Below are 18964 nucleotides of genomic sequence, written 5' to 3' on the forward strand. Positions count from 1 at the left end.
CGCTGCCTAGCCTGTGAGACATGAGCGACATCGTCGTGTTCGGCGCGGGTGGGACGGCGGGCTCCCGGATCGCCGCCGAGGCCGTCGAGCGGGGGCACCGGGTCACCGCGGCGGTCCGCCGGCCGGAGGCGGTCGGCTACCTGCCGCCGGGCGTCCGCACGGTGACCGGCGACGCGACCTCGGCGCGGAGCGTACGCGAGCTGGCCGAGGGCGCGGACGTGCTGGTGGTGGCGATCGGCGGCGGTGAGCGCGAGTTGTGGCGCGACGCCGCCCGGACGCTCGTCGACACGCTGCGCGACCTGCCCGACCCGCCCCGGGTGATCCACGTCGGCGGTGGCGCGACGCTGCTCACTCCGGCGGGCACCCGCTATCTGGACGAACCGGACTTCCCGGCCGACTACCGCGACTCGGCCGAGGGTCAGGCCGACGCCCTGGAGTTCTACCGCTCCAGCGCCGACGGGGTGACCTGGACGTACGTCTCACCGCCACCGCTGGAGTTCCACCCCGGCGAGCGGACCGGGCACTACCGCACCGGCACCGACCACCCGGTGACCGACGCGCAGGGCCGCTCGGTGCTCACCTACGAGGACCTGGCCGTGGCGGTCGTCGACGAGATCGAGAGCCCGAGGTTCGGCAACGCGCGGTTCACCGCCGCGTACTGATCAGTCGGCCAGCCGGGCCGGGAACCCACCGGTGGCGATCGGACCCCAGGACTCGATCGTCACCCGGATCAGCGACTTGCCCTGCGCGACCATGGCGGCCCGGTATTCGTCCCAGTCCGGGTGCTCGCCGGAGATGCTGCGGAAGTAGTCGACCAGCGGCTCCACCGCCGCCGGCAGGTCGAGCACCTCGGCCACGCCGTCGACCTGCACCCACGGGCCGTCCCAGTCGTCGGAGAGCACGCACGCCGAGACGCGCGGGTCGCGGCGGATGTTCGTCACCTTGGCCCGCTCCGGGTAGGTGGAGATGACGAGCCGTCCCTCCGCGTCGACGCCGCAGGAGACCGGCGAGGACTGGGGGCGGCCGTCGGCGCGGGTGGTCATGAGCACGACGCGGTGCCGGGGGCGGAGGAACTCGGTCAGGGCGTCCCGGTCGACCCGGGTGTTGCGGGCGATGCTGCGTGGCATCCCACGGTTCTACCAGGCCGGCGGGCGAATCTCAGCGCGGACGGGCGGCGGCCCGGCGCGGGGAGACCTGCTCGGGCACGCGCGGGCGGGCGGTGGGCCGCCAGGCACGGCCGTTGGCATAGATCACCCGGAAACCGAGGTACGCGGCGAGCGGCGCCCAGTGCGCGGAGCCCATGCGCAGCTCGGCGGCGTTGTGCCGCTGCCCGTTGGCCAGCACGTCGAGCAGCACGGTCTCGAAGGCGGCCGACTCGACCCAGTCCACGTCGCGGGTGAAGCCACAGATCAACGCCGCGCCGGTGACGTCGAGGAAGCCGCGGAGCGTGGCGTCGGAGGCGCGCAGCACCGAGCAGCTGCCGAAGTAGAGACGCCGCCCCTCGCAGCGACCGGCCATCCGCTCGGCCACGTCGGACAGCTCGACCGAGTCCCAGTCGGTGAGGCAGAGCCGGCTCGGCTCGCCGTGCATGGCGAAGAAGCCGACCCGGTGGTCCGCGTACTGCTTCAGCAGCCAGCGGTCGAGGAAGTAGAACAGCTCGTCCCGGGTGGCGGCGTCCTTGTGGATGTAGCGGATCCGGCCCAGCCGTTCGAGCAGTTCGAGTGTGGGCAGGACGGACCCCCGCTCGTTGAGGTCGCGGTGCCACTGCCCCTCGACGCAGAACACGCCGCCACGTGCCAACGCCCACCTCCCCGCGCGAGGGTCGCCGCCCGGGTCGGTCCGGGCCCGGGAGCTGACGTTACCCGCCCCTCCCGCCCTCGCCGAATGAGAACAATTTCCGCTTATCGCCACGAAAGCGCTCACGGGGTGTCACGGTGAGGAGGAATCCACTTTCACACCGGGAGGCTCCTGTGCGCGTCAACACCCTGAAGCGGGCGGCCGTCGCGTTCGCGCTGGCCCTGCCCGGGGCCGCCGTCGCGACCGCCGTCGCCGCGCCGCCGGCCCACGCCGACGGCTGCTACACCTGGCCCCGCACCCTCACCCAGGGACGATCGGGCACCGACGTCCGCGAGCTCCAGATCCGGGTGGCCGGCTGGGCCGGGTACGGCGACATCGTCCACATCGACGGTCAGTACGGCCCGGAGACCGCCGCCGCGGTCAAGCGCTTCCAGGCCGCGTACGGGCTGCGGGTCGACGGCATCGCCGGCCCGCAGACGTACGCCAAGATCTACGCCCTGCAGGACGACGACTGCACGCCGAAGCACTTCAGCTACGCCGAGTTGGACAACGGCTGCGGCAAGGGCGGGTGGAGCGGTGGTCCGCTCTCGTCGTCGGCCACCCGGACGAACGCGCTGCGCACCATGTGGAAGCTGGAGGCGCTGCGCCGCAGCCTCGGCGACAAACCGCTCTACGTCACGAGCGGATTCCGCAGTGTCGCCTGCAACCGGCAGGTCGGCGGCGCCGCCGGCAGCCAGCACCTGTACGGCGACGCGGCCGACCTGACCTCACGCAGCCGGACGCTGTGCGAGGTCGCCCGGTCGGCCCGCGACCAGGGCTTCAGCGGCATCTTCGGACCCGGCTACCCGGACCACGGCGACCACGTGCACGTGGACTCGCGCCGGGAGAACAAGCAGGACGGGCTGGCCAACACCACCGACTGGTCGGCCGCCGACTGCGGCGTCAACTGACAAGGCGGGGCCCCCTATTAACGCCTTTTGTATAGGAGGGGGCCCCGCTTAACACCCCGGTCGAGCGGCGGGGTCAACTCGCCCGGGGCCAGCTCGGGCGAGTGGCGGGTGCCGGCCGGCCGGCGGCGGGACGCGGTCCGGGCCGTACCGGCGGCGCGGCGACTCGCGGGACGGGGCCGCGTGGCGCCTGGCCGGCGACCGGAACGGCGGTGCCCGGCCGGGCCGCCTGACCCACGCCCGGCCGGGCAGTCTGGGGCGAACCCGGTCGGGCCGCCTGCGCGGTGCCGGGTCGGGCAGCCTGGCCGGGGCCCGGTCGGGCCACCTGGCCGGCACCCGGTCGGGCCACCTGGCCGGCGCCGGGTCGGGCCGACGGGCCAGCGCCGGGTCGGGCCGACGGGCCGCTCAGCACGAACGGGAACGGCACGTGCACGAACGGGTTGCCGTGCCGGATCAGCGCGTCGATCTGACGCTCGTTGAGACCGTGTGTCTCCAGCACCCGACGCCCCCAACGGTGCAACCGGCACGGGAACGCCGCCCCGTCGTTGCGGCACTTCGGCCCCGCGGGCCATTCCTCGGCGGCGTGCACCACCACCGCCCGCACCGCGAGGCGGACGTCCTCGGGGGTCAACGACGCCGGTACCGGCACGTCGCCCAGGATCTGGTCGATGGGATCCCTCGACTGCTCACCAACTCGCACGGCAGGCCTCCCGCAGCTCGGCAGCGGTGCGGCGGACCGGCCGCACCACATCCTCGCCCACTGGTACGGCCGGACACCGGCGACAGTTCAATCGCGCCCCGCGTTGAGCAGTTCCTCGGGCCCGAGCACCATCACCGCGGACGAGGTCGGCCTCTGGGATCGTTCGTACCGGTCGCAGATCTTGGAAGCTCCCGGCCCCTCAAGGGGCACTTTCCTTCCAAGGTCTCCACCCGACCACGCCGATCATGAGGTTAGCGGTGACGAAACGGACAAACGGTGCCGCCAACTTCATGATCAACCCGGCAGCGGGGGTGGGACGGGGGTGCGGGCGGGGGTGCGGGTGGGGGTGGGGTCATAGCAGGTTGGCGTCCTGCACCAGCAGCGCCACCTGCACGCGGTTGTTCAGGTCGAGCTTGGCGAGCAGCCGGGAGACGTACGCCTTCACCGTCGCCACGCTCATGAACAGCTCGGCGGAGATCTCCGCGTTGGTCCGCCCACGGCCCAGCAGCAGTGCGACCTCCCGTTCCCGCTCGGACAACCCGTCCAGCAGCCGCATCGCCCGATCCCGTTTGGGATCCGGGCCCGGTGCCGGCGCGGCGCCGGTGACGTGCGCGATCAGCTTGCGGGTCACCGCCGGAGACAGCGTCGCCTCCCCCGCCGCGACCCGGCGCACCGCCGCCACGATCTCGGCCGGCGGGGTGTCCTTGAGCAGGAAACCGCTCGCCCCGGCCCGCAACGCCCGCAGCACCTGCTCGTCGGCGTCGAACGTGGTCAGCACCAGCACCTCGGGCGGGTCCGCCGCCGCCCGCAGCGCCTCGGTCGCGATCAGCCCGTCCACCCGGGGCATCCGGATGTCCATCAGCACCACGTCCGGGGCGTGCGCGGCGACCGCCGCGGGCACCTCCGAGCCGTCGGCGGCCTCGCCCACCACGACCAGGTCGGGAACGCCGCCGAGGATCATCGACAGCGCACCCCGGACCAGCGGATCGTCATCGACGATCAACACCCGCACCGGACTCATGAGGGGATCGTCCAGGGCAGCCAGGCGGTCAGCCGGAAGTTGCCGTCGGAGTCCCGTCCGTGGTCGAGCCGGCCGCCGGCCAGGGTGACCCGCTCGGCGACCCCGACCAGCCCGGTGCCGGTGCCGGGGATCGACGTGACCGGCCCGCCGACCGGCCACGGGTTGCTGATCTCGACCGCGAGCCCGTCGCCGGGAGCGCCGGACAGCCGGACCGTCACCACCGCGCCCGGCGCGTGCTTGCGGGCGTTGGTCAGCCCCTCCTGCACGATCCGGTACGCGCTGCGCCCGATCGCCACCGGCACCGCGTCCGGTTCGGTCACCTCGTCGACCACGCTGACGCGTACCCCGGCGTCACGACTTTCGGCGACCAGCGCGGGCACGTCGCCGAGCGTCGGCTGCGGCCGTTCCGGGGTGGCCTCGGCACGCACCTCGGTCCGCAGCACCCCGATCACCTCGCGCAGGTCCTGGAGGGCGGCGTGCGCGCTGGCGCGGATCACACCGGCCGCCCGGGCGACCTCCTCCGGGGGCGCGTCCGGGCGGAACTCCAGCGCCCCGGCGTGCAGGCTGAGCAGCGAGATCCGGTGGGCGAGCACGTCGTGCATCTCCCGGGCGATCCGGCCGCGTTCGAGCCGGCGGGCCTGGTCGAGCCGGAGCTGCTGCTCGGCCTCGGCCCGCTCGGCGCGGTCGCGCAGCGACACCACCAACTGGCGGCGGGCCCGGACGAACAGCGCCCAGGCCACCGCGACGCCGATGAACAGTGCGGTCCAGGCCACGGCAGCCCAGGGCGGCAGCGCCGGGGAGGGGCGTAGCGTCTCGTAGGGCAGCGCGGTGACCACGTTCCAGCCGACGAGCGCCAGCCCGATCGGCAGCGGCCGGTGCACCAGCACGGTGAACAGCACGACCAGCAGCACCACGCCGGCGGTGATCGAGAAGAGCGTCAGCGGCGCGGTGGCCACCGCCAGCCCCACCGGCCAGCGGCGGCGCAGCCAGAGCCCGCCGGTGGCCAGCAGGCCGGCGATCAGGTCCACCCCGATCAGCCAGTCCGGCCCGGCGTTCAACGCGAAGTCCGGGCTGCCGCTGACCGCGTCCTCGTGGGCGATGAGCACCCAGCCCAGCGAGATCAGGAACAGCAGCCCGTCGACGAACCAGTCCCGCGGGGTCCGGCGGGCGGACCGGGCGGGCACCAGGGAGCCCGGCAGGAGCCAGGGATGATCGGGTGCGACGGCGCTGCTCACCTGCCCAATGCTAGGGAGCCGACCGGACCGGCGCCCAGCTACCAAAGTCGACGCCTACGGTGAACCGAGGTCGGTACGGGCACCGACCGCCGGCCGCAGCGAACGGCCGGGCGGCCCCGGCAGGCTTCTCGGCATGATTGACGTCGACCACCTGACCAAACGGTACGGCCCGCACGTCGCCGTCGAGGACGTCACGTTCCGGTGCGAACCGGGCACCGTGACCGGTTTCCTCGGCCCGAACGGCGCCGGCAAGTCCACCACGATGCGCATGATCTGCGGAATGACGCCGCCCAGCTCGGGCGGGGCCACCGTGGCCGGCCGGCCCTACCGGCAGCTGCCGAACCCGGGGCGGGAGATCGGCGTGCTGCTCGACGCCTCGGCCCAGCACGCCGGGCGCACCGGCCGGGAGACGCTCACCCTGGCCGCCCGCACCATGGGCGTGGACCGGGAGCAGGTCGCGGCGAAACTCGACCTGGTCGGGTTGAACGGCACCGCCGCGCGGCGGCGGGTCGGCGCGTACTCCCTGGGCATGCGGCAGCGGCTCGGCCTGGCGGTGGCGCTGCTGGGCGACCCCCGGGTGCTGATCCTGGACGAGCCGGCCAACGGCCTCGACCCGGAGGGCATCTACTGGATGCGCGGCCTGCTGCGCGACTACGCCGACCGGGGCGGCACCGTGCTTCTCTCCTCGCACCTGTTGCGCGAGGTGGAGGCGGTGGCCGACCGGCTGGTGGTGATCGGCGGCGGCCAGGTGGTCGCCCAGGGCGGCAAGGACGAGCTGCTGGCCGGCGCCGGCACCCTGGTCCGCGCCCGGGACCAGCACGCCCTGCGCCTCACCCTGGACCGGGCCGCGCTGCCGGCCACCGCCGGCACCGACGGCGGCTTCGTCGTCCGCGCCGAGCCGGGAGCCGTCGGTCAGGCCGCGGCCGACGCCGGGCTGGTCCTCACCGAGCTGCGGCCCGCCGGCACCGGCGGGCTGGAGCAACTCTTCCTCACCCTCACCGCCGGCTCGTCGACCAAGGAGGCCGTCCGATGACCACCGCCACCACCACCGCTCCCCCCGCCGCCCAGGCGCGGCACGAGCCGGCCGCCGCCGGCCCCTCGCTGGCCCGGCTGACCGAGGTGGAGCTGCGCAAGCTCGCCGACACCCGGGCCGGACGCTGGCTGCTGATCACGATCGGGCTGATCGCGGTCGCCATCGTGGTGGTGCAGCTCTTCGTCACCGACGCGCCGGAACAGACGTTCGCCGCGTTCTTCGAGCCGTCGCTGCTGCCGGTCGGGCTGCTCCTGCCGGTGCTGGGCATCCTCTCGATCACCGGCGAGTGGTCCCAGCGCACCGCGCTGACCACGTTCGCGCTGGTGCCACGCCGGGAGCGGGTGATCGTCGCCAAGCTCGCCGCGGTGGTGCTGGCCGCGCTCGGCTCGGTGCTGGTCAGCCTCGCCGTCGCCGTCGCCGGCACGCTCGCCGCCAAGGCCACCGGTGGGGCCGGCGCCTGGACGTTCGACTGGCAGATGCTGCCGTACGCGGCGGTGTTCCAGGTGGCGAACGTGCTGCTGGGCGCCGGGTTCGGTCTGCTGCTGTTGAGCACGCCGCTGGCGATCGTCACCTACCTGCTGCTGCCGACCGTGTGGAGCGTGCTGGCCGCGATGATCGAGGGGCTGCGGGAGCCGGCCCGCTGGCTGGACACCACCTCCACGATGGAGCCGCTGCTGGGGTCGGACGTGACGGCCGGGCAGTGGGGCCGGCTCGGGGTCTCGTTGGCGGTCTGGGTGCTCCTGCCGCTGGTCGCCGGGCTGATCCGTACCCTCCGCCGCGAGGTGTCCTGACCCGTGGCGGTCCTCAGGTGACGATCACCGCGGCCAGGGTGGCGAAGGCGGCGGAGAGCGCCACGCCGGTCCACCGTCGCCACGGCGGCGCCCCGGCGACGGCCGGCAATCCGCGCCAGCGACGGACCGCGAGCGCCGCGGCGACCCCGGTCAGCGCCGCTCCCAGCGGCCAGAGCCAGCCGGGCACGATCGACCAGTCGCCGAGCCGGTGGCCGAGGGCGAGGTAGAGCACCGCCCAGACAGCGGCGGAGAGCAGGGTGAGCCGGTCCGGCCCGCGTCGGGCGGTGCTCCACAGCGACAGGCCGCCGAGGAAGGTGAACGCCAGCGCCAGGATCGCGCCGATCCAGCGGGGCAGACCTGTCGACTCGCTCGCCGCGTCACCGCGGACACCGAGCAGCCGCAGGCCGAGCGCGTCGACGTCGCGGGCAGTGTTGGCGAGCACCACGATCCCCCGGCCGGCGGTGCGGTCGTATCCGACGTACGCCCGGAAGCCGCCGGTGCCGCCGTTGTGCCAGACGATCTCCCGGTCGCCGTACCGGCTGGTGAACCAGCCGTAGCCGATCCGGCGCCCGCCCTCGTCGGCGAAGCGGGGGGTGGCGGCGTCGGCCCCGGGCGCGGTGCCGGCGAGCATCGCGGCGGTGAGCCGGGCCAGGTCCTCGGCGGTGGACCAGACGCCGACGCCGGCCGGGGCGTAGCCCGCGCCCAGCCACTCCGCGGTGGGTCGGCCACCGGTGGTGGCGCCCTCGGCGCGGCCGGCGGGCAGCTGGCCCCGGTCGGTGGCGACGACGGTGGCGGTCATGCCCAGTGGGCCGAGCACGTCGCGCCGGACCAGCTCCGGGTAGCCGACGCCGGCCTGCGCGGCAAGTCCCTGGCCGAGCAGCGACGGGCCGAGATTGGAGTACGAGACCGTGCCGCGCTCGCCGTCCCGCTCGGTGCCGGCGGCGTCGGCCACGACCCGGTCCACGTCGTCACCGGCGTACGCGTTGCCGGCGGTGACCGACGCCCACCAGTTCCGGGCCAGCGCGGCCGGGCCGGTCGGCAGCCGGGGCAGCCCGGAACGGTGGCTGGCCAGCTCGGCGAGGGTGGCCTCGCCGGCCGGGCCGGTCACCTCGGGCAGGACGGTGCGGAGTGGGTCGTCGGGGCGGACCGCGCCGGCCGCCACCCGGCGGGCCAGGAGCATGCCGGTGAGCGGCTTGCCGACCGAGCCGATCTCGAACGGGGTGCCCGGCTCGACGGCCGGCCCACCGGGCGCCCGGTCGCCGAGGCCGGCGACGCGGACCCGACCGCTCTCGATCGAGGCCACCGCGAGACCGCGCCAACCCCGCGGGTCGTCGACGGCGGCGCGGACGGTCGCGGCCAGGTCGGCGTCGCCGGTCTGTCGCGGGCCGAGTTCCGGGGCGCGGGGCATCAGGCCGGTGGCGACGGCCGCCGCGACGAGGCCGGCGACGGCGGTGAGGACGGTCGGGGTACGCATGGTGCTGCCTTCCGTCGGGGGTGGGTGGGCGGTCAGCGGCGGGCGGCGGTGAGGATGGCAAGCAGCGGCACCACCCGCTCGGCTGGGATGTCGTAGTGTCCGCGGGCCCCGCTGCGCAGCCAGCCGGCGGCGGCGAGCTGCCGCAGGTGGTGGTGGAGTTGCCCGGTGGTGCCGAGGCCGTCGAGGTCGGCCAGCTCGGCGGTGCCGTGCCGACCGCCAAGGATCTCGCGCAGCAGCCGCAGCCGGACCGGGTGGGCCAGCGCGGTGAGCGTGCCGGCCAGCGCCGGCCAGTCGCCGTCGAGCAGGTCGTCGACGCCGGCGCCGTACTGCCAGTCGTAGTGCCGGTCGGCGGTGCGCACGGTGCCGGTGTAGAGCACCGCGCCGGCGCTGTCGGTCGGGAGCCGCCGCTTGAGCCCGTCGAGCGCCCAGAACACTTCCGCCGGGTCGGCCTCGCCGGCCGCCGGGTCCGGCGCCGTCGCCCGGCCGGCGACCAGCCGGGCCACCTGGGCTTCGAGGGCCGCCAACCGTTCCTCCACGCTCGCCATGACCCAAAGCTACGCTAGTACGTAGGTACGTGCAAACGAAGGAAGCCGCATCCCGCGGGGGATCGTGGCTTTTCGGCATCAGACCGAACCGTTCGGGCATGTTCTTCGTACAGACCAGTGGGTCGTGGGCGCGCAACTCGGAGGCACAGTGTCAGTGGTTCGGACTGATCCATTCGCGGGGACGATCCTCCAGGTGGGCGTCCTGGCGGGTCTCGCCGGCACCGTCGGCCTGGGCCGGGCGGGCTGGGCCGCCGGCCTCGTCTACGGGATGGTGCTGCTCGCCGTGCTCGACCGTGGCCGGCGCCGCTCGGGCGCGGACCGGCTCGGACCCGCCGACTGGGTGACGCTGGGCCGGGCGACGCTGGCCGGCGGCGTGACCGCGCTCGTGGTCGACTCGTTCAGCCGACCGATCGCGGTTCCGGTGCTGGTCGGGCTCACCGCGGTCGCGCTCTCCCTCGACTGGGTCGACGGGCAGGTGGCCCGGCGCACCGGCACGGTGAGTGCGCTCGGCGCCCGGTTCGACATGGAGGTCGACTCCTTCCTCGTCCTGGTGCTCTGCGCGTACGTGACCGGCCAGGTGGGACCGTGGGTGCTGGTGATCGGCGCGATGCGGTACGCCTTCGTCGCGGCCGGCTGGGCGCTGCCCTGGCTGCACGGTTCGTTGCCGCCCCGCTACTGGCGCAAGACCGTCGCCGCGACCCAGGGCATCGCGCTGGCCGTGGTGGCGGCCGGGGTGCTGCCGGCGCCGCTGGCCGTCGCGGTGCTCGCCGGCGCGCTCGCGCTGCTCGTCGAGTCGTTCGGCCGCGACGTGTTCTGGCTGTGGCGGCACCGCGCCGGGACTGCTCACCCGGCGGTCGCCCGGCTGGAGGTCGCGCGCCCGGAGATCGCCCGCCCGGAGGTCGTGCGCCCGGAGGTCGTGCGCCCGGCGGCGGCCCGCCCGGCAGCCGCCCGTCCGGAGGTCGTGCGCCCGGCGGCGATGCGCGCTCCCGTGTCGGCGGCTCGCCGGTCCGGCTGGGAGCCCGACGCCCCCGTGCTCGTCGGCCGCGCCGAGGTCGGCGGGCGACGCTCGTGACCGGCGACGCCCCGACCACGCCCGAGCCGAACCACCCGACCGGCGACGCTCCGACCACGCCCGACGCCGCCACGACCGACGCCGCCGCGAGCCAGGCCGCCGACGTGGGGGGCCGGCGCCGCCGGATCCGATCCGTGGCGGCCACCACGCTGGCCGCCGGGCTCGTGCTTGTCGCGCTCGTCGCGCCGACCGACGTCAACGACCTCACCCCCGCCGCGTTCCTGCGCATCCCGGTGGAGGGGCTGGTCGCGGTCGCCCTGCTCCTGGTGCTGCCGCCGAGACCGCGCCGGATCGTGGCCACGGTGCTCGGCGTGCTGCTCGGCCTGGTCCTCGTCCTGAAGATCACCGATCTGGGCTTCTCCACCGTCCTGGACCGCCCCTTCGACCTGATCTCCGACTGGGCCTTCCTCGCCGCCGGCGCGGAGTTCCTGTCCGAGTCGTACGGGTCGGCCGCCGAGGTGGGCGCCGTGGCGGTGGCCGTGGTCGCGGTCCTCGCCGTACCGGTGCTGGTGACGCTCTCGGTGCGGCGGCTCGCCCGGGTGGTGGCCGGCCATCGGGCGGTGAGCGCCCGCGCCGCCGCCGCGCTCGCCGCCGCATGGGTCGCCTGCGCCGTGCTCGGCGCGCAGATCGTGCCGGGGCTGCCGGTCGCCGCCGACACCGTCGCGACCGGCGTCTATGACCGCGGCCGGCAGGTGAACGCCGGCCTGCACGACCAGGAGCGGCTGCGTACCAAACTCGCCGGCGACCCGTTCCGGAACACCCCCGGCGACCAGTTGCTGACCGGGTTGCGCGGCAAGGACGTCCTGGTCGCGTTCGTGGAGAGCTACGGCCGGGTGGCGGTGGAGGACCCGGAGCTGGCCCCTCAGGTGGACGCCGCGCTGGACGAGGGGACCCGCCGGCTCGGCGCGGCCGGCTACGGCAGCCGCAGCGCGTTCCTCACCTCGTCCACCACGGGCGGGGGCAGTTGGCTGGCCCACGCCACGCTGATGACCGGCATCCGGGCCGACAACCAGCTCCGCTACACCAACCTGGTACACAGCGACCACCTGACGCTCAACGGCGCGTTCAAGCGCGCCGGGTGGCGCACCTCGCTCGTCATGCCGGCCCTCACCCGGGCCTGGCCGGAGGCCGACTTCTTCGCCGCCGACCAGGTCTACGGCGCAGACGACCTCGGCTACCGGGGGCCGACGTTCAGCTTCTCCTCGCCGCCGGACCAGTTCACGCTCGAGGCGTTCCAGCGTGCCGAGCGGACGCCCGGGCACGCCCCGGTGATGGCCGAGATCCCGCTGCTCTCCAGTCACATCCCGTGGACGCCGGTGCCGAAGCTCGTCGACTGGGACTCCCTCGGCGACGGGTCGGTCTTCCAGGGCACCAACCACGCCGACCGCGCGGACGAGGGCACCCGCAGGGCGTACCGGAATTCGATCGTCTACTCACTGCGTACCCTGGTCTCCTACGTGGAGCGGTACGGCGACGACGACCTGGTGCTGGTCTTCCTCGGCGACCACCAGCCGGCCCGGGCGATCACCGGCGAGGGTGCCGGCAAGGACGTGCCGATCACCATCGTGGCGAAGGATCCGGCCGTGCTCGACCAGATCTCCGGCTGGCGCTGGCAGGACGGCCTCAACCCCGGCCCGGACGCCCCGGTGTGGCCGATGGAGGCGTTCCGCGACCGGTTCCTGCGGGCCTTCGGACCGCAGTCCAGGACTCACAGTTAGGAACGCCGTGACGGTGCTCGCACGGGCCTGGGGGATCACCAGGTCCCTGGCCATCTACCACGGTCAGCCGGCCAAACACCGGCGCGCCCGGGCCCTCTACGGCCGGTTCCTCTCCCCCGGCGACCTCGGCTTCGACATCGGCGCCCACGTCGGCGGGCGGGTACGCACCTGGCGGCGGCTGGGCGCGCGGGTGGTCGCGGTCGAGCCGCAGCCGGACTGCCTGCGGGTGCTGCGCCTGGCCTTCGGGCGGGACGCCCGGGTCGTGATCGAACCGACCGCGGTCGGCGCCCGGCCCGGGCAGGCCCGGCTGGAGCTGTCGTCGGCGACGCCGACGGTGTCCACCATGTCGTCGTCCTGGATCGACTCGGTCACCGCCGATCCGAGCTTCGCCGGGGTGCGGTGGGACCGGTCGGTCGAGGTGCCGGTGGTGACGCTCGACGACCTGATCGCCCGGCACGGCGTACCGGCGTTCTGCAAGGTCGACGTGGAGGGCTTCGAGGTCGACGTGCTGGCCGGGCTGAGCCGGCCGGTGCGCGGGCTCTCCTTCGAGTACCTGCCACCGGCGCACGACGCCGCGCTCACCGCGCTCGATCTGGTGGAGCGGCTGGGCGCGCGGGCGGGCGGCTACCGCTACAACTACTCGCCGGTGGAGACGATGCGCTTCGCCGCCGACGAGTGGCTGGACGCCGCCGGCCTGGTGCGGCTGCTGGAGACGTACCGGCCGGCCGGCCGCTCCGGCGACGTCTACGCCCGGTTGGCGTCGGCCTGATCTAGGCTGGCGGCCATGGCTCGCTACGCCGCCCTGCTGCGGGGCGTCAACGTCGGCAGCACCCGGCTGGCGATGGCGGACCTGCGCCGCGTCGTCACCGACCTCGGGCACACCGACGTCAAGACCTACCTCCAGAGCGGCAACGTGGTCTTCACGAGCCCGCCGGCCCGCGCCGAGACCCTGGCCGAGGGCATCGCGAAGCGGCTCGCCGACGAGTTGGGCCTGCGGGTGCCGGTCCTGGTCCGCGACGGCGGGGAGCTGGCCGCCGTGGTCGCTGCCAGCCCGTACGCCGGGCGTCAGGACGACCCGACCCGGGTGCTCGTGGCGTTCCTGTCCGCCGCGCCCGAGCCGGCGCGGGTCGGCGAGCTGGCGGTGCCGGCCGGCGAGGACCTGGAGTACGCGGTGACCGGCCGGGAGGTGCACCTGCACTACCCGGCCGGCAACTACGGGCGGACGAAGTTCACCACCGCGTACCTGGAGAAGAGGTTGGGCGTGGTGGCGACGGCGCGCAACTGGAAGTCGGTGCTTGCCCTGCGCGACCTGACCGCCGACTGAGCGCGGCTCAGAACCGGTATGCGGTGTGGTATTCGGGTACCAGCACGCGGCTGCGCGGTGAGACCCGGCGCACCTCGGCGATCAGGGCGTCGAGGCGGGCGCGGTCGGTGGCGGCGACAGTCGGCGGGTTGACCAGCTCGGTCTCGAAGTTGTCCCAGTGCACCGGCACCACGGTCTTCGGGTGGTCGAGCGCGGCCATCAGCCGGGGCACGTAGTCGGCGACGGACGTGGTGGCGGCGGAGGCGATCATCGCGACGTCCGGCGCGAGCCCGGTCAGCTTGCGTTCGTCGAGGTCGCTGGCGCCCATGAAGAACACGGCCGGCCCGCCGTCGACCCGGATCTGGTAGGCGAGCGTGTCCCCCTCCGGCAGGTCGGAGATCGTCTGCGGAAGGGGCGGCTGGCTGACCCGGACGCCGGGGAAGGCCATCGACCAGGTGGGGTTGCGGCTGTGCAGCGAGCCGACCACCTCGACCGTGTAGCCGTCGAAGTCGAGCACCTCGCCGCCCTTGACCGGGGCGAGCTGCCCGGACGGCACCCCGTACGCCAGCCCCAGGTGGTAGGCGGTGAGCGTGCCGAAGACCCGGGCGCCGGTGCGGGTGGCGATGTGCGGCACGTCGTTGAAGTGGTCCCAGTGGGTGTGGGTGACCAGGATGTTCTCGGCCCGGTCGGCGAGCCGGTCGACCACGTCGGCGGCCACGGTCAGCCGGGTGTTCGGGCGGAAGCCGCTGCCGAACAGGCCGGTGTCGTAGCGGCTCAGGTACGGGTCGACGAGCACGGTCCGGTTGCCGATGTCGATCCGCCAGCCGGCCGTACCCCACCAGCGGAAGCTCACCGCGCCGGGGCGGGGTCGGCCGGCGGGCCCGGTGGCGGGGGCGGTCGTGGTGGTGGCGGCCCGGGCCGGGGCGCCGGCGACGAGGCCGGCGGTGGTGACGGCGGCGGCGCCGACGGCGGTGTCGCGCAGGAGGCGGCGGCGGGCGTAGCCGGGCTTGTGGTTCTCGGGCATGGATCGTCCTCCCCGTTCGGGATCGGTGGTGCGGTAGGCCCACCCCACCACCCGACCGCCGCCGCCGTCCAAGATCAAGCGGCGCAAGGATCGATATCTGGTGCGATATCACCGCAGCTCAGAGGCGGTTGAACCGGGACCGCCCGGCCAGCAATCAGCGCAGCGACTCGACCGCCGCGAGGGCGGTCTCCCCCATCGCCAGGTCCGCGTCGATGCGGCGGGTGCTCAGCCGCTCGGTGCGCGCCAGCACCGCGATCGCATACCGGCGGCCGTCGGGATACTCCGCGACGCCGGCCTCCAGGTGCAGGCCGGGCAGGGTGCCCGTCTTGCCGGCGACCCGGACCCCGGGCGGGAACCCGGCCGCGAGCCGGGTCCAGAAGAGCTGCCGGGCCATCAGCTCCCGCACCATCGCGCAGGCGGCGGGCGGGCCGGCCTCGTCCCGCCACACCAGCCCGAGCAGCCGGGTCAACTCCCGGGCGGTGCTGGACGAGGTGTGCTCCGGGTCGAAGACCCGCATGGTCCGGACCCGCGCCGGCGGCAGGGTGGGGAAGATCCGCGCGAAGTCCGCCTCGGTACGCGCGCCCACGTCGGCGAGCATCGTCTCGACCAGTTGCCGGGGGCCACCGACGATCCGGGTACGCGGCAGGTCCAGCTCCGCGGCGAGCATCGGCAGCACGTCCGGGCCGACCCGACGCAGCAGCAGGTCGGCGGCCGTGTTGTCGCTCACCGACATGGCGAAGTACGCGAGGTCACGCAGGGAGACCTCGACGTCGTCGGCGCATCCGGCCACCCCCCAACCGCCGAGCCGGTCGGCGGCGGTGACGAGCACCCGCTCGGTCGGGTCGAGCTGGCCGGCGGCGACCTGCCGGGCGAACTCCAGCACCAGCAGGATCTTGAAGACGGACGCGATGACGATCCGCTCGTCGGCCCGCAGCGCCACCTCGCGCGCCGGGTCGTCCACGTCGGCGACGTGCAGGCAGCCGCTCAACCCGGCCCGCTCGAAGATCTCCCCGACCCGCTCCGCCGCATCCACCCCGACACGGTAACCAGCGCGGAGCTAGGGTGGCGCGGGTGGACCTGCTGCGACACCTGCGGCACTTCGTGGTGGTCGCCCGCGAGCTGCACTTCGGCCGCGCCGCCGAGACGCTCGGCATGGCGCAACCGCCGCTGAGCCAGTCGATCCGGCGGCTGGAGCAGGAGTTGGGCGCCACCCTGTTCGACAGGTCGCAACGGCAGGTCCGCCTCACCACCGCCGGGCAGTTGCTGCTCGGCGAGGCCGACGACCTGCTCGCCGGCGAACGTCGGCTGCGCCACCTCGCCGACCAGGTGCGCCGGGGCACGCTCGGGGTGCTGCGCGCCGGCGTACCCCCGGAGACCCCGGCCGTGACGTTGCGTGCGCTGCTCGACGGGCTGGCCGCCCGCGCGCCCGGGCTCGACCTGGACCTGCACGAGCTGGCGAGCGCCGAGCAGCGGCGGATGCTGGCGGAGGGGCGGCTCGACGTCGGCCTGCTGCACCATCCGGTCCAGGAGGCCGGGCTGCGGTTCGGCGAGCCGGTGGACGTGCCGGTCGGCGCATTGCTACCCCGGGTGTCGCCGCTGGTCCGGGCCCGCGAGGTGGCGCTGGCCGACCTGGCCGGGCTGGATCTGGTCACCGCGCCGCCGGCGACCGCGCCCGGCTGGCACGAGCACCTGCTGTCCGTGTGCCGGCAGCACGGCTTCGTCCCGCCCCGGGTGCGCCCGGCGCGCAACCCGGAGTTCCTGTTCGGGCTGCTCCTGGCCGGCGGTGCGGTGGCCGTCGAGCCGGCGGCGCTGGCGCGCCGGGAGCCGCGTATCGCCTGGCGACCGCTCACCGGCACGCCGCTGGTCCGGCGGATATCCGCGGCCTGGCCGAGCCGGGCGGCGCACCCGGCGGCGCCGATGTTCGGTCGACTCGCCGCCGAGGTGCTCGCCGCGCCGGAGACGCCGGTCGGGCCGGCTCTCATCGCGCCGGCGGCCCGCCCGTGGCCGGTGCTGTTCGACGCCGGTCGGGACGGAGAGTTGTCGCTCTGATCTCCCGGAGTTCACCCGACACCCACTATATTGCCGATCATGAATATCAGGAGCATCACCCGCTCGCGACCCGGGCGGCTGATCACGGCGGTCGTGCTGACCGTCACCGTCACCACCCCACTCGTGGTGACCAACGCGGCGTCGGCGGCGGCCACCCTGACCGTGGCGCAGGCGCTCGCCGCCCAGGACGGCCGCACCGCCACCGTCACCGGCTGGGTCATCGGCCAACCCACCGCCACGACCACGGTGATCACGTCCGGCTACACCGCGGACACCGCGATCGCGATCGCCGACCAGGCCGGCGAGACCAGCACCGGCCGGATGCTGTACGTGCAGGTCACGGCCGCCTGGCGGAGCAACTTCGGGCTGCTGACCAACCCGTCCCTGCGGGGCCGGCAGGTGACCGCCACCGGCACCCTGACCGCCTACTTCAGTCACGGCGGCCTGAAGAACCCCTCCACGATGAGCCTGGGCGGCGGCGCCACGCCGAGCCCGACCCCGAGCGGCACCACCTCGCCGAGCGCCTACTACGCGGCAGCCGCCGGCAAGACCGGGCCCGCGCTGCGCACCGCCCTGCACAGCATCATCAGGACGCAGACCCGGCTCACCTACGACCAGGTGTGGGAGGCGCTCAAGGACACCGACCAGGACCCGGCGAACCCGGCAAACGTCATCCTGCTCTACAGCGGACGCTCGCAGAGCAAGAACGCGAACGGTGGCGGCGCTGACGACTGGAACCGGGAACACGTCTGGGCCAAGTCGCACGGTGACTTCGGCACCGCCACCGGGCCCGGCACCGACGTGCACCACCTGCGACCGGAGGACGTGTCGGTCAACTCGGCGCGCGGCAACAAGGACTTCGACACCGGCGGCAGCGCGGTCGCCCAGGCGCCCGGCTGCTACACCGACGCCGACTCGTTCGAGCCGCGCGACGCGGTGAAGGGCGACGTCGCCCGGATGATCCTCTACATGGCGATCCGGTACGAGGGCGACGACGGCTGGCCGGACCTGGAGCCGAACGACTCGGTGGCCAACGGCAGCACGCCCCGGCTCGGGCGGCTGACGAAACTGCTGGCCTGGCACGACCAGGACCCGCCGGACGCCTTCGAACAGCGCCGCAACCAGCGCATCTACGAGCGCTGGCAGGGCAACCGCAATCCGTTCGTCGACCACCCGGAGTGGGCGCGGGCGATCTGGGGGTGACGGACGTCTCAGACGTGAGGATGCCCCCCGATCGGGTAGGTACAACGGGTGGCACGGCCCGGGAGCCGCCACGTGGAAGCGCTTCCGGGCCCCCCGAACGATCGGAGATGAGACACGACATGGGCATCAGCGTTCCGGACATCTCGCTCAACGACGGCAACTCCATCCCGCAGCTCGGCTTCGGGGTGTTCCAGATCGACCCCAAGGACACCGCCCGGGCGGTCGGCACGGCGCTGGAGATCGGCTACCGGCACATCGACACCGCGCAGATGTACGGCAACGAGGCCGAGGTGGGGCAGGCGGTGCGCGCCTCCGGGCTGGACCGGGGCGACGTCTTCGTCACCAGCAAGCTCAACAACGGTTTCCACCGCCCGGACGACGCCCGGAAGGCGTTCGAGCAGTCGCTGCGCGAGATGAAGTTCGACTACCTCGACCTGTTCCTGATCCACTGGCCGCTGCCGACGCTCTACGACGGCGACTACGTCTCCACCTGGAAGGTGTTCGAGGAGTTTCAGCGCGACGGCAGGGTGAGGTCGATCGGCGTGTCCAACTTCCAGGTGGCGCACCTGGAGCGGCTGGCCGCCGAGGCGGACGTGGTGCCGGCGGTCAACCAGGTCGAGGCGCACCCCTACTTCGGCAACGAGGAGGTGCGGTCGTACGACCTGTCGCACAACATCCTCACCGAGGCGTGGTCGCCGATCGCGCAGGGCAAGGTGCTCGACGATCCGACCGTGGTCGACCTCGCCGAGCAGGTCGGTCGAACCCCGGCCCAGGTGGTGCTGCGGTGGCACGTGCAGCGCGGCGACATCGTCTTTCCGAAGTCGACCACCCCGAAGCGGATCGAGGAGAACACCGGCATCTTCGACTTCACGCTCGACGACGCCGCGATGGAGCGGCTCACCGCGCTGGACAAGGGCGAAGCCGGTCGGCAGGGCCCGAACCCGGACACGTTCGACTACGTGCCGAGCTGAGCAGTGCCGGAGGAGGGGCCGACGCGGCCCCTCCTCCGCGCCCCGCGGCGGGCCGGCCCCCGTCAGATCCGACCCGCCGAG

Annotated in this window: 20 protein-coding genes; 11 read left to right on the forward strand and 9 right to left on the reverse strand. The window is 74.1% G+C overall.

Translation table 11 applies throughout. From position 1 onward, the window contains the following. Nucleotides 1-20 precede the first annotated feature (20 nt). Nucleotides 21-662, forward strand: coding sequence for an NAD(P)H-binding protein (locus O7602_RS23010; RefSeq protein WP_281584692.1), 642 nt, complete (start codon nucleotides 21-23; stop codon nucleotides 660-662). On the opposite strand, the gene O7602_RS23015 is transcribed toward O7602_RS23010, so the two are convergent. Then, nucleotides 663-1127 (reverse strand): PPOX class F420-dependent oxidoreductase, encoded by a 465-nt coding sequence (locus O7602_RS23015; protein ID WP_281584693.1) that lies wholly within the window; start codon nucleotides 1125-1127, stop codon nucleotides 663-665. Nucleotides 1128-1158: 31 nt separating this feature from the next. Further along, on the reverse strand, nucleotides 1159-1800 hold the full coding sequence (locus tag O7602_RS23020) for a hypothetical protein (protein ID WP_281584694.1): 642 nt from the start codon (nucleotides 1798-1800) through the stop codon (nucleotides 1159-1161). Nucleotides 1801-1970: 170 nt separating this feature from the next. On the opposite strand from O7602_RS23020, the gene O7602_RS23025 reads away from it, so the two are divergent. Beyond that, nucleotides 1971-2747 (forward strand): D-Ala-D-Ala carboxypeptidase family metallohydrolase, encoded by a 777-nt coding sequence (locus O7602_RS23025; protein WP_281584695.1) that lies wholly within the window; start codon nucleotides 1971-1973, stop codon nucleotides 2745-2747. Nucleotides 2748-2820: 73 nt separating this feature from the next. Here O7602_RS23025 and O7602_RS23030 read toward each other — a convergent pair whose 3' ends face one another. The 3 genes from O7602_RS23030 to O7602_RS23040 all read right to left on the reverse strand — a co-directional run bounded on the left by O7602_RS23030 (nucleotide 2821) and on the right by O7602_RS23040 (nucleotide 5700). Continuing rightward, nucleotides 2821-3444: a hypothetical protein gene (locus tag O7602_RS23030; protein WP_281584696.1), complete on the reverse strand. Its 624-nt coding sequence runs from the start codon at nucleotides 3442-3444 to the stop codon at nucleotides 2821-2823. Between the two features lie 352 nt (nucleotides 3445-3796). Then, nucleotides 3797-4465, reverse strand: coding sequence for a response regulator transcription factor (locus O7602_RS23035; protein ID WP_281584697.1), 669 nt, complete (start codon nucleotides 4463-4465; stop codon nucleotides 3797-3799). After that, complete coding sequence (locus tag O7602_RS23040) at nucleotides 4462-5700, reverse strand: histidine kinase (protein WP_281584698.1); 1239 nt, start codon at nucleotides 5698-5700, stop codon at nucleotides 4462-4464. Before O7602_RS23040 ends, O7602_RS23035 begins: the two co-directional genes overlap by 4 nt. Before the next feature lie 133 nt (nucleotides 5701-5833). Here O7602_RS23040 and O7602_RS23045 point away from each other — a divergent pair, with 133 nt between their 5' ends. Further along, nucleotides 5834-6733 (forward strand): ATP-binding cassette domain-containing protein, encoded by a 900-nt coding sequence (locus O7602_RS23045; RefSeq protein ID WP_281584699.1) that lies wholly within the window; start codon nucleotides 5834-5836, stop codon nucleotides 6731-6733. After that, nucleotides 6730-7524, forward strand: a complete 795-nt coding sequence (locus O7602_RS23050; RefSeq protein WP_281584700.1) for an ABC transporter permease — start codon at nucleotides 6730-6732, stop codon at nucleotides 7522-7524. Before O7602_RS23045 ends, O7602_RS23050 begins: the two co-directional genes overlap by 4 nt. A gap of 13 nt (nucleotides 7525-7537) precedes the next feature. Here O7602_RS23050 and O7602_RS23055 read toward each other — a convergent pair whose 3' ends face one another. Both O7602_RS23055 and O7602_RS23060 read right to left on the reverse strand, forming a co-directional pair. Then, on the reverse strand, nucleotides 7538-8998 hold the full coding sequence (locus O7602_RS23055; RefSeq protein ID WP_281584701.1) for a serine hydrolase domain-containing protein: 1461 nt from the start codon (nucleotides 8996-8998) through the stop codon (nucleotides 7538-7540). 32 nt (nucleotides 8999-9030) lie between these two features. Next, nucleotides 9031-9543, reverse strand: coding sequence for a helix-turn-helix domain-containing protein (locus O7602_RS23060; protein WP_281584702.1), 513 nt, complete (start codon nucleotides 9541-9543; stop codon nucleotides 9031-9033). 193 nt (nucleotides 9544-9736) lie between these two features. Here O7602_RS23060 and O7602_RS23065 point away from each other — a divergent pair, with 193 nt between their 5' ends. The 4 genes from O7602_RS23065 to O7602_RS23080 are packed head-to-tail and all read left to right on the forward strand — an operon-like array spanning nucleotide 9737 to nucleotide 13657. Beyond that, nucleotides 9737-10615 carry a CDP-alcohol phosphatidyltransferase family protein gene (locus O7602_RS23065; protein ID WP_281584703.1) on the forward strand — a complete coding sequence of 293 codons (879 nt, stop codon included), beginning with the start codon at nucleotides 9737-9739 and terminating at the stop codon, nucleotides 10613-10615. After that, on the forward strand, nucleotides 10612-12333 hold the full coding sequence (locus tag O7602_RS23070; protein ID WP_281584704.1) for a sulfatase: 1722 nt from the start codon (nucleotides 10612-10614) through the stop codon (nucleotides 12331-12333). Before O7602_RS23065 ends, O7602_RS23070 begins: the two co-directional genes overlap by 4 nt. A gap of 7 nt (nucleotides 12334-12340) precedes the next feature. Next, entirely contained in the window at nucleotides 12341-13102 is a 762-nt protein-coding gene (locus O7602_RS23075) for an FkbM family methyltransferase (protein WP_281584705.1), read from the forward strand. Between the two features lie 15 nt (nucleotides 13103-13117). Next, on the forward strand, nucleotides 13118-13657 hold the full coding sequence (locus O7602_RS23080; protein ID WP_281584706.1) for a DUF1697 domain-containing protein: 540 nt from the start codon (nucleotides 13118-13120) through the stop codon (nucleotides 13655-13657). A 7-nt stretch (nucleotides 13658-13664) separates the two neighbouring features. On the opposite strand, the gene O7602_RS23085 is transcribed toward O7602_RS23080, so the two are convergent. Both O7602_RS23085 and O7602_RS23090 read right to left on the reverse strand, forming a co-directional pair. Further along, nucleotides 13665-14660, reverse strand: coding sequence for an MBL fold metallo-hydrolase (locus O7602_RS23085; RefSeq protein ID WP_281584707.1), 996 nt, complete (start codon nucleotides 14658-14660; stop codon nucleotides 13665-13667). A gap of 154 nt (nucleotides 14661-14814) precedes the next feature. Continuing rightward, a complete protein-coding gene (locus tag O7602_RS23090) occupies nucleotides 14815-15693 on the reverse strand; it encodes a serine hydrolase (RefSeq protein ID WP_281584708.1) in 879 nt (292 codons plus the stop codon). A 38-nt stretch (nucleotides 15694-15731) separates the two neighbouring features. Between O7602_RS23090 and O7602_RS23095 the strand changes: the two genes are divergently transcribed. From O7602_RS23095 to O7602_RS23105, 3 genes are all read left to right on the forward strand, one after another. Next, a complete protein-coding gene (locus O7602_RS23095) occupies nucleotides 15732-16709 on the forward strand; it encodes a LysR substrate-binding domain-containing protein (RefSeq protein ID WP_281584709.1) in 978 nt (325 codons plus the stop codon). 39 nt (nucleotides 16710-16748) lie between these two features. Beyond that, nucleotides 16749-17912 (forward strand): endonuclease, encoded by a 1164-nt coding sequence (locus tag O7602_RS23100; RefSeq protein WP_281584710.1) that lies wholly within the window; start codon nucleotides 16749-16751, stop codon nucleotides 17910-17912. Between the two features lie 119 nt (nucleotides 17913-18031). Further along, entirely contained in the window at nucleotides 18032-18883 is an 852-nt protein-coding gene (locus tag O7602_RS23105) for an aldo/keto reductase (RefSeq protein WP_281590478.1), read from the forward strand. Nucleotides 18884-18964: the final 81 nt, after the last annotated feature.

Origin of the sequence: Micromonospora sp. WMMD1128 (genome assembly GCF_027497235.1) — a bacterium.
Lineage (GTDB): Bacteria > Actinomycetota > Actinomycetes > Mycobacteriales > Micromonosporaceae > Micromonospora.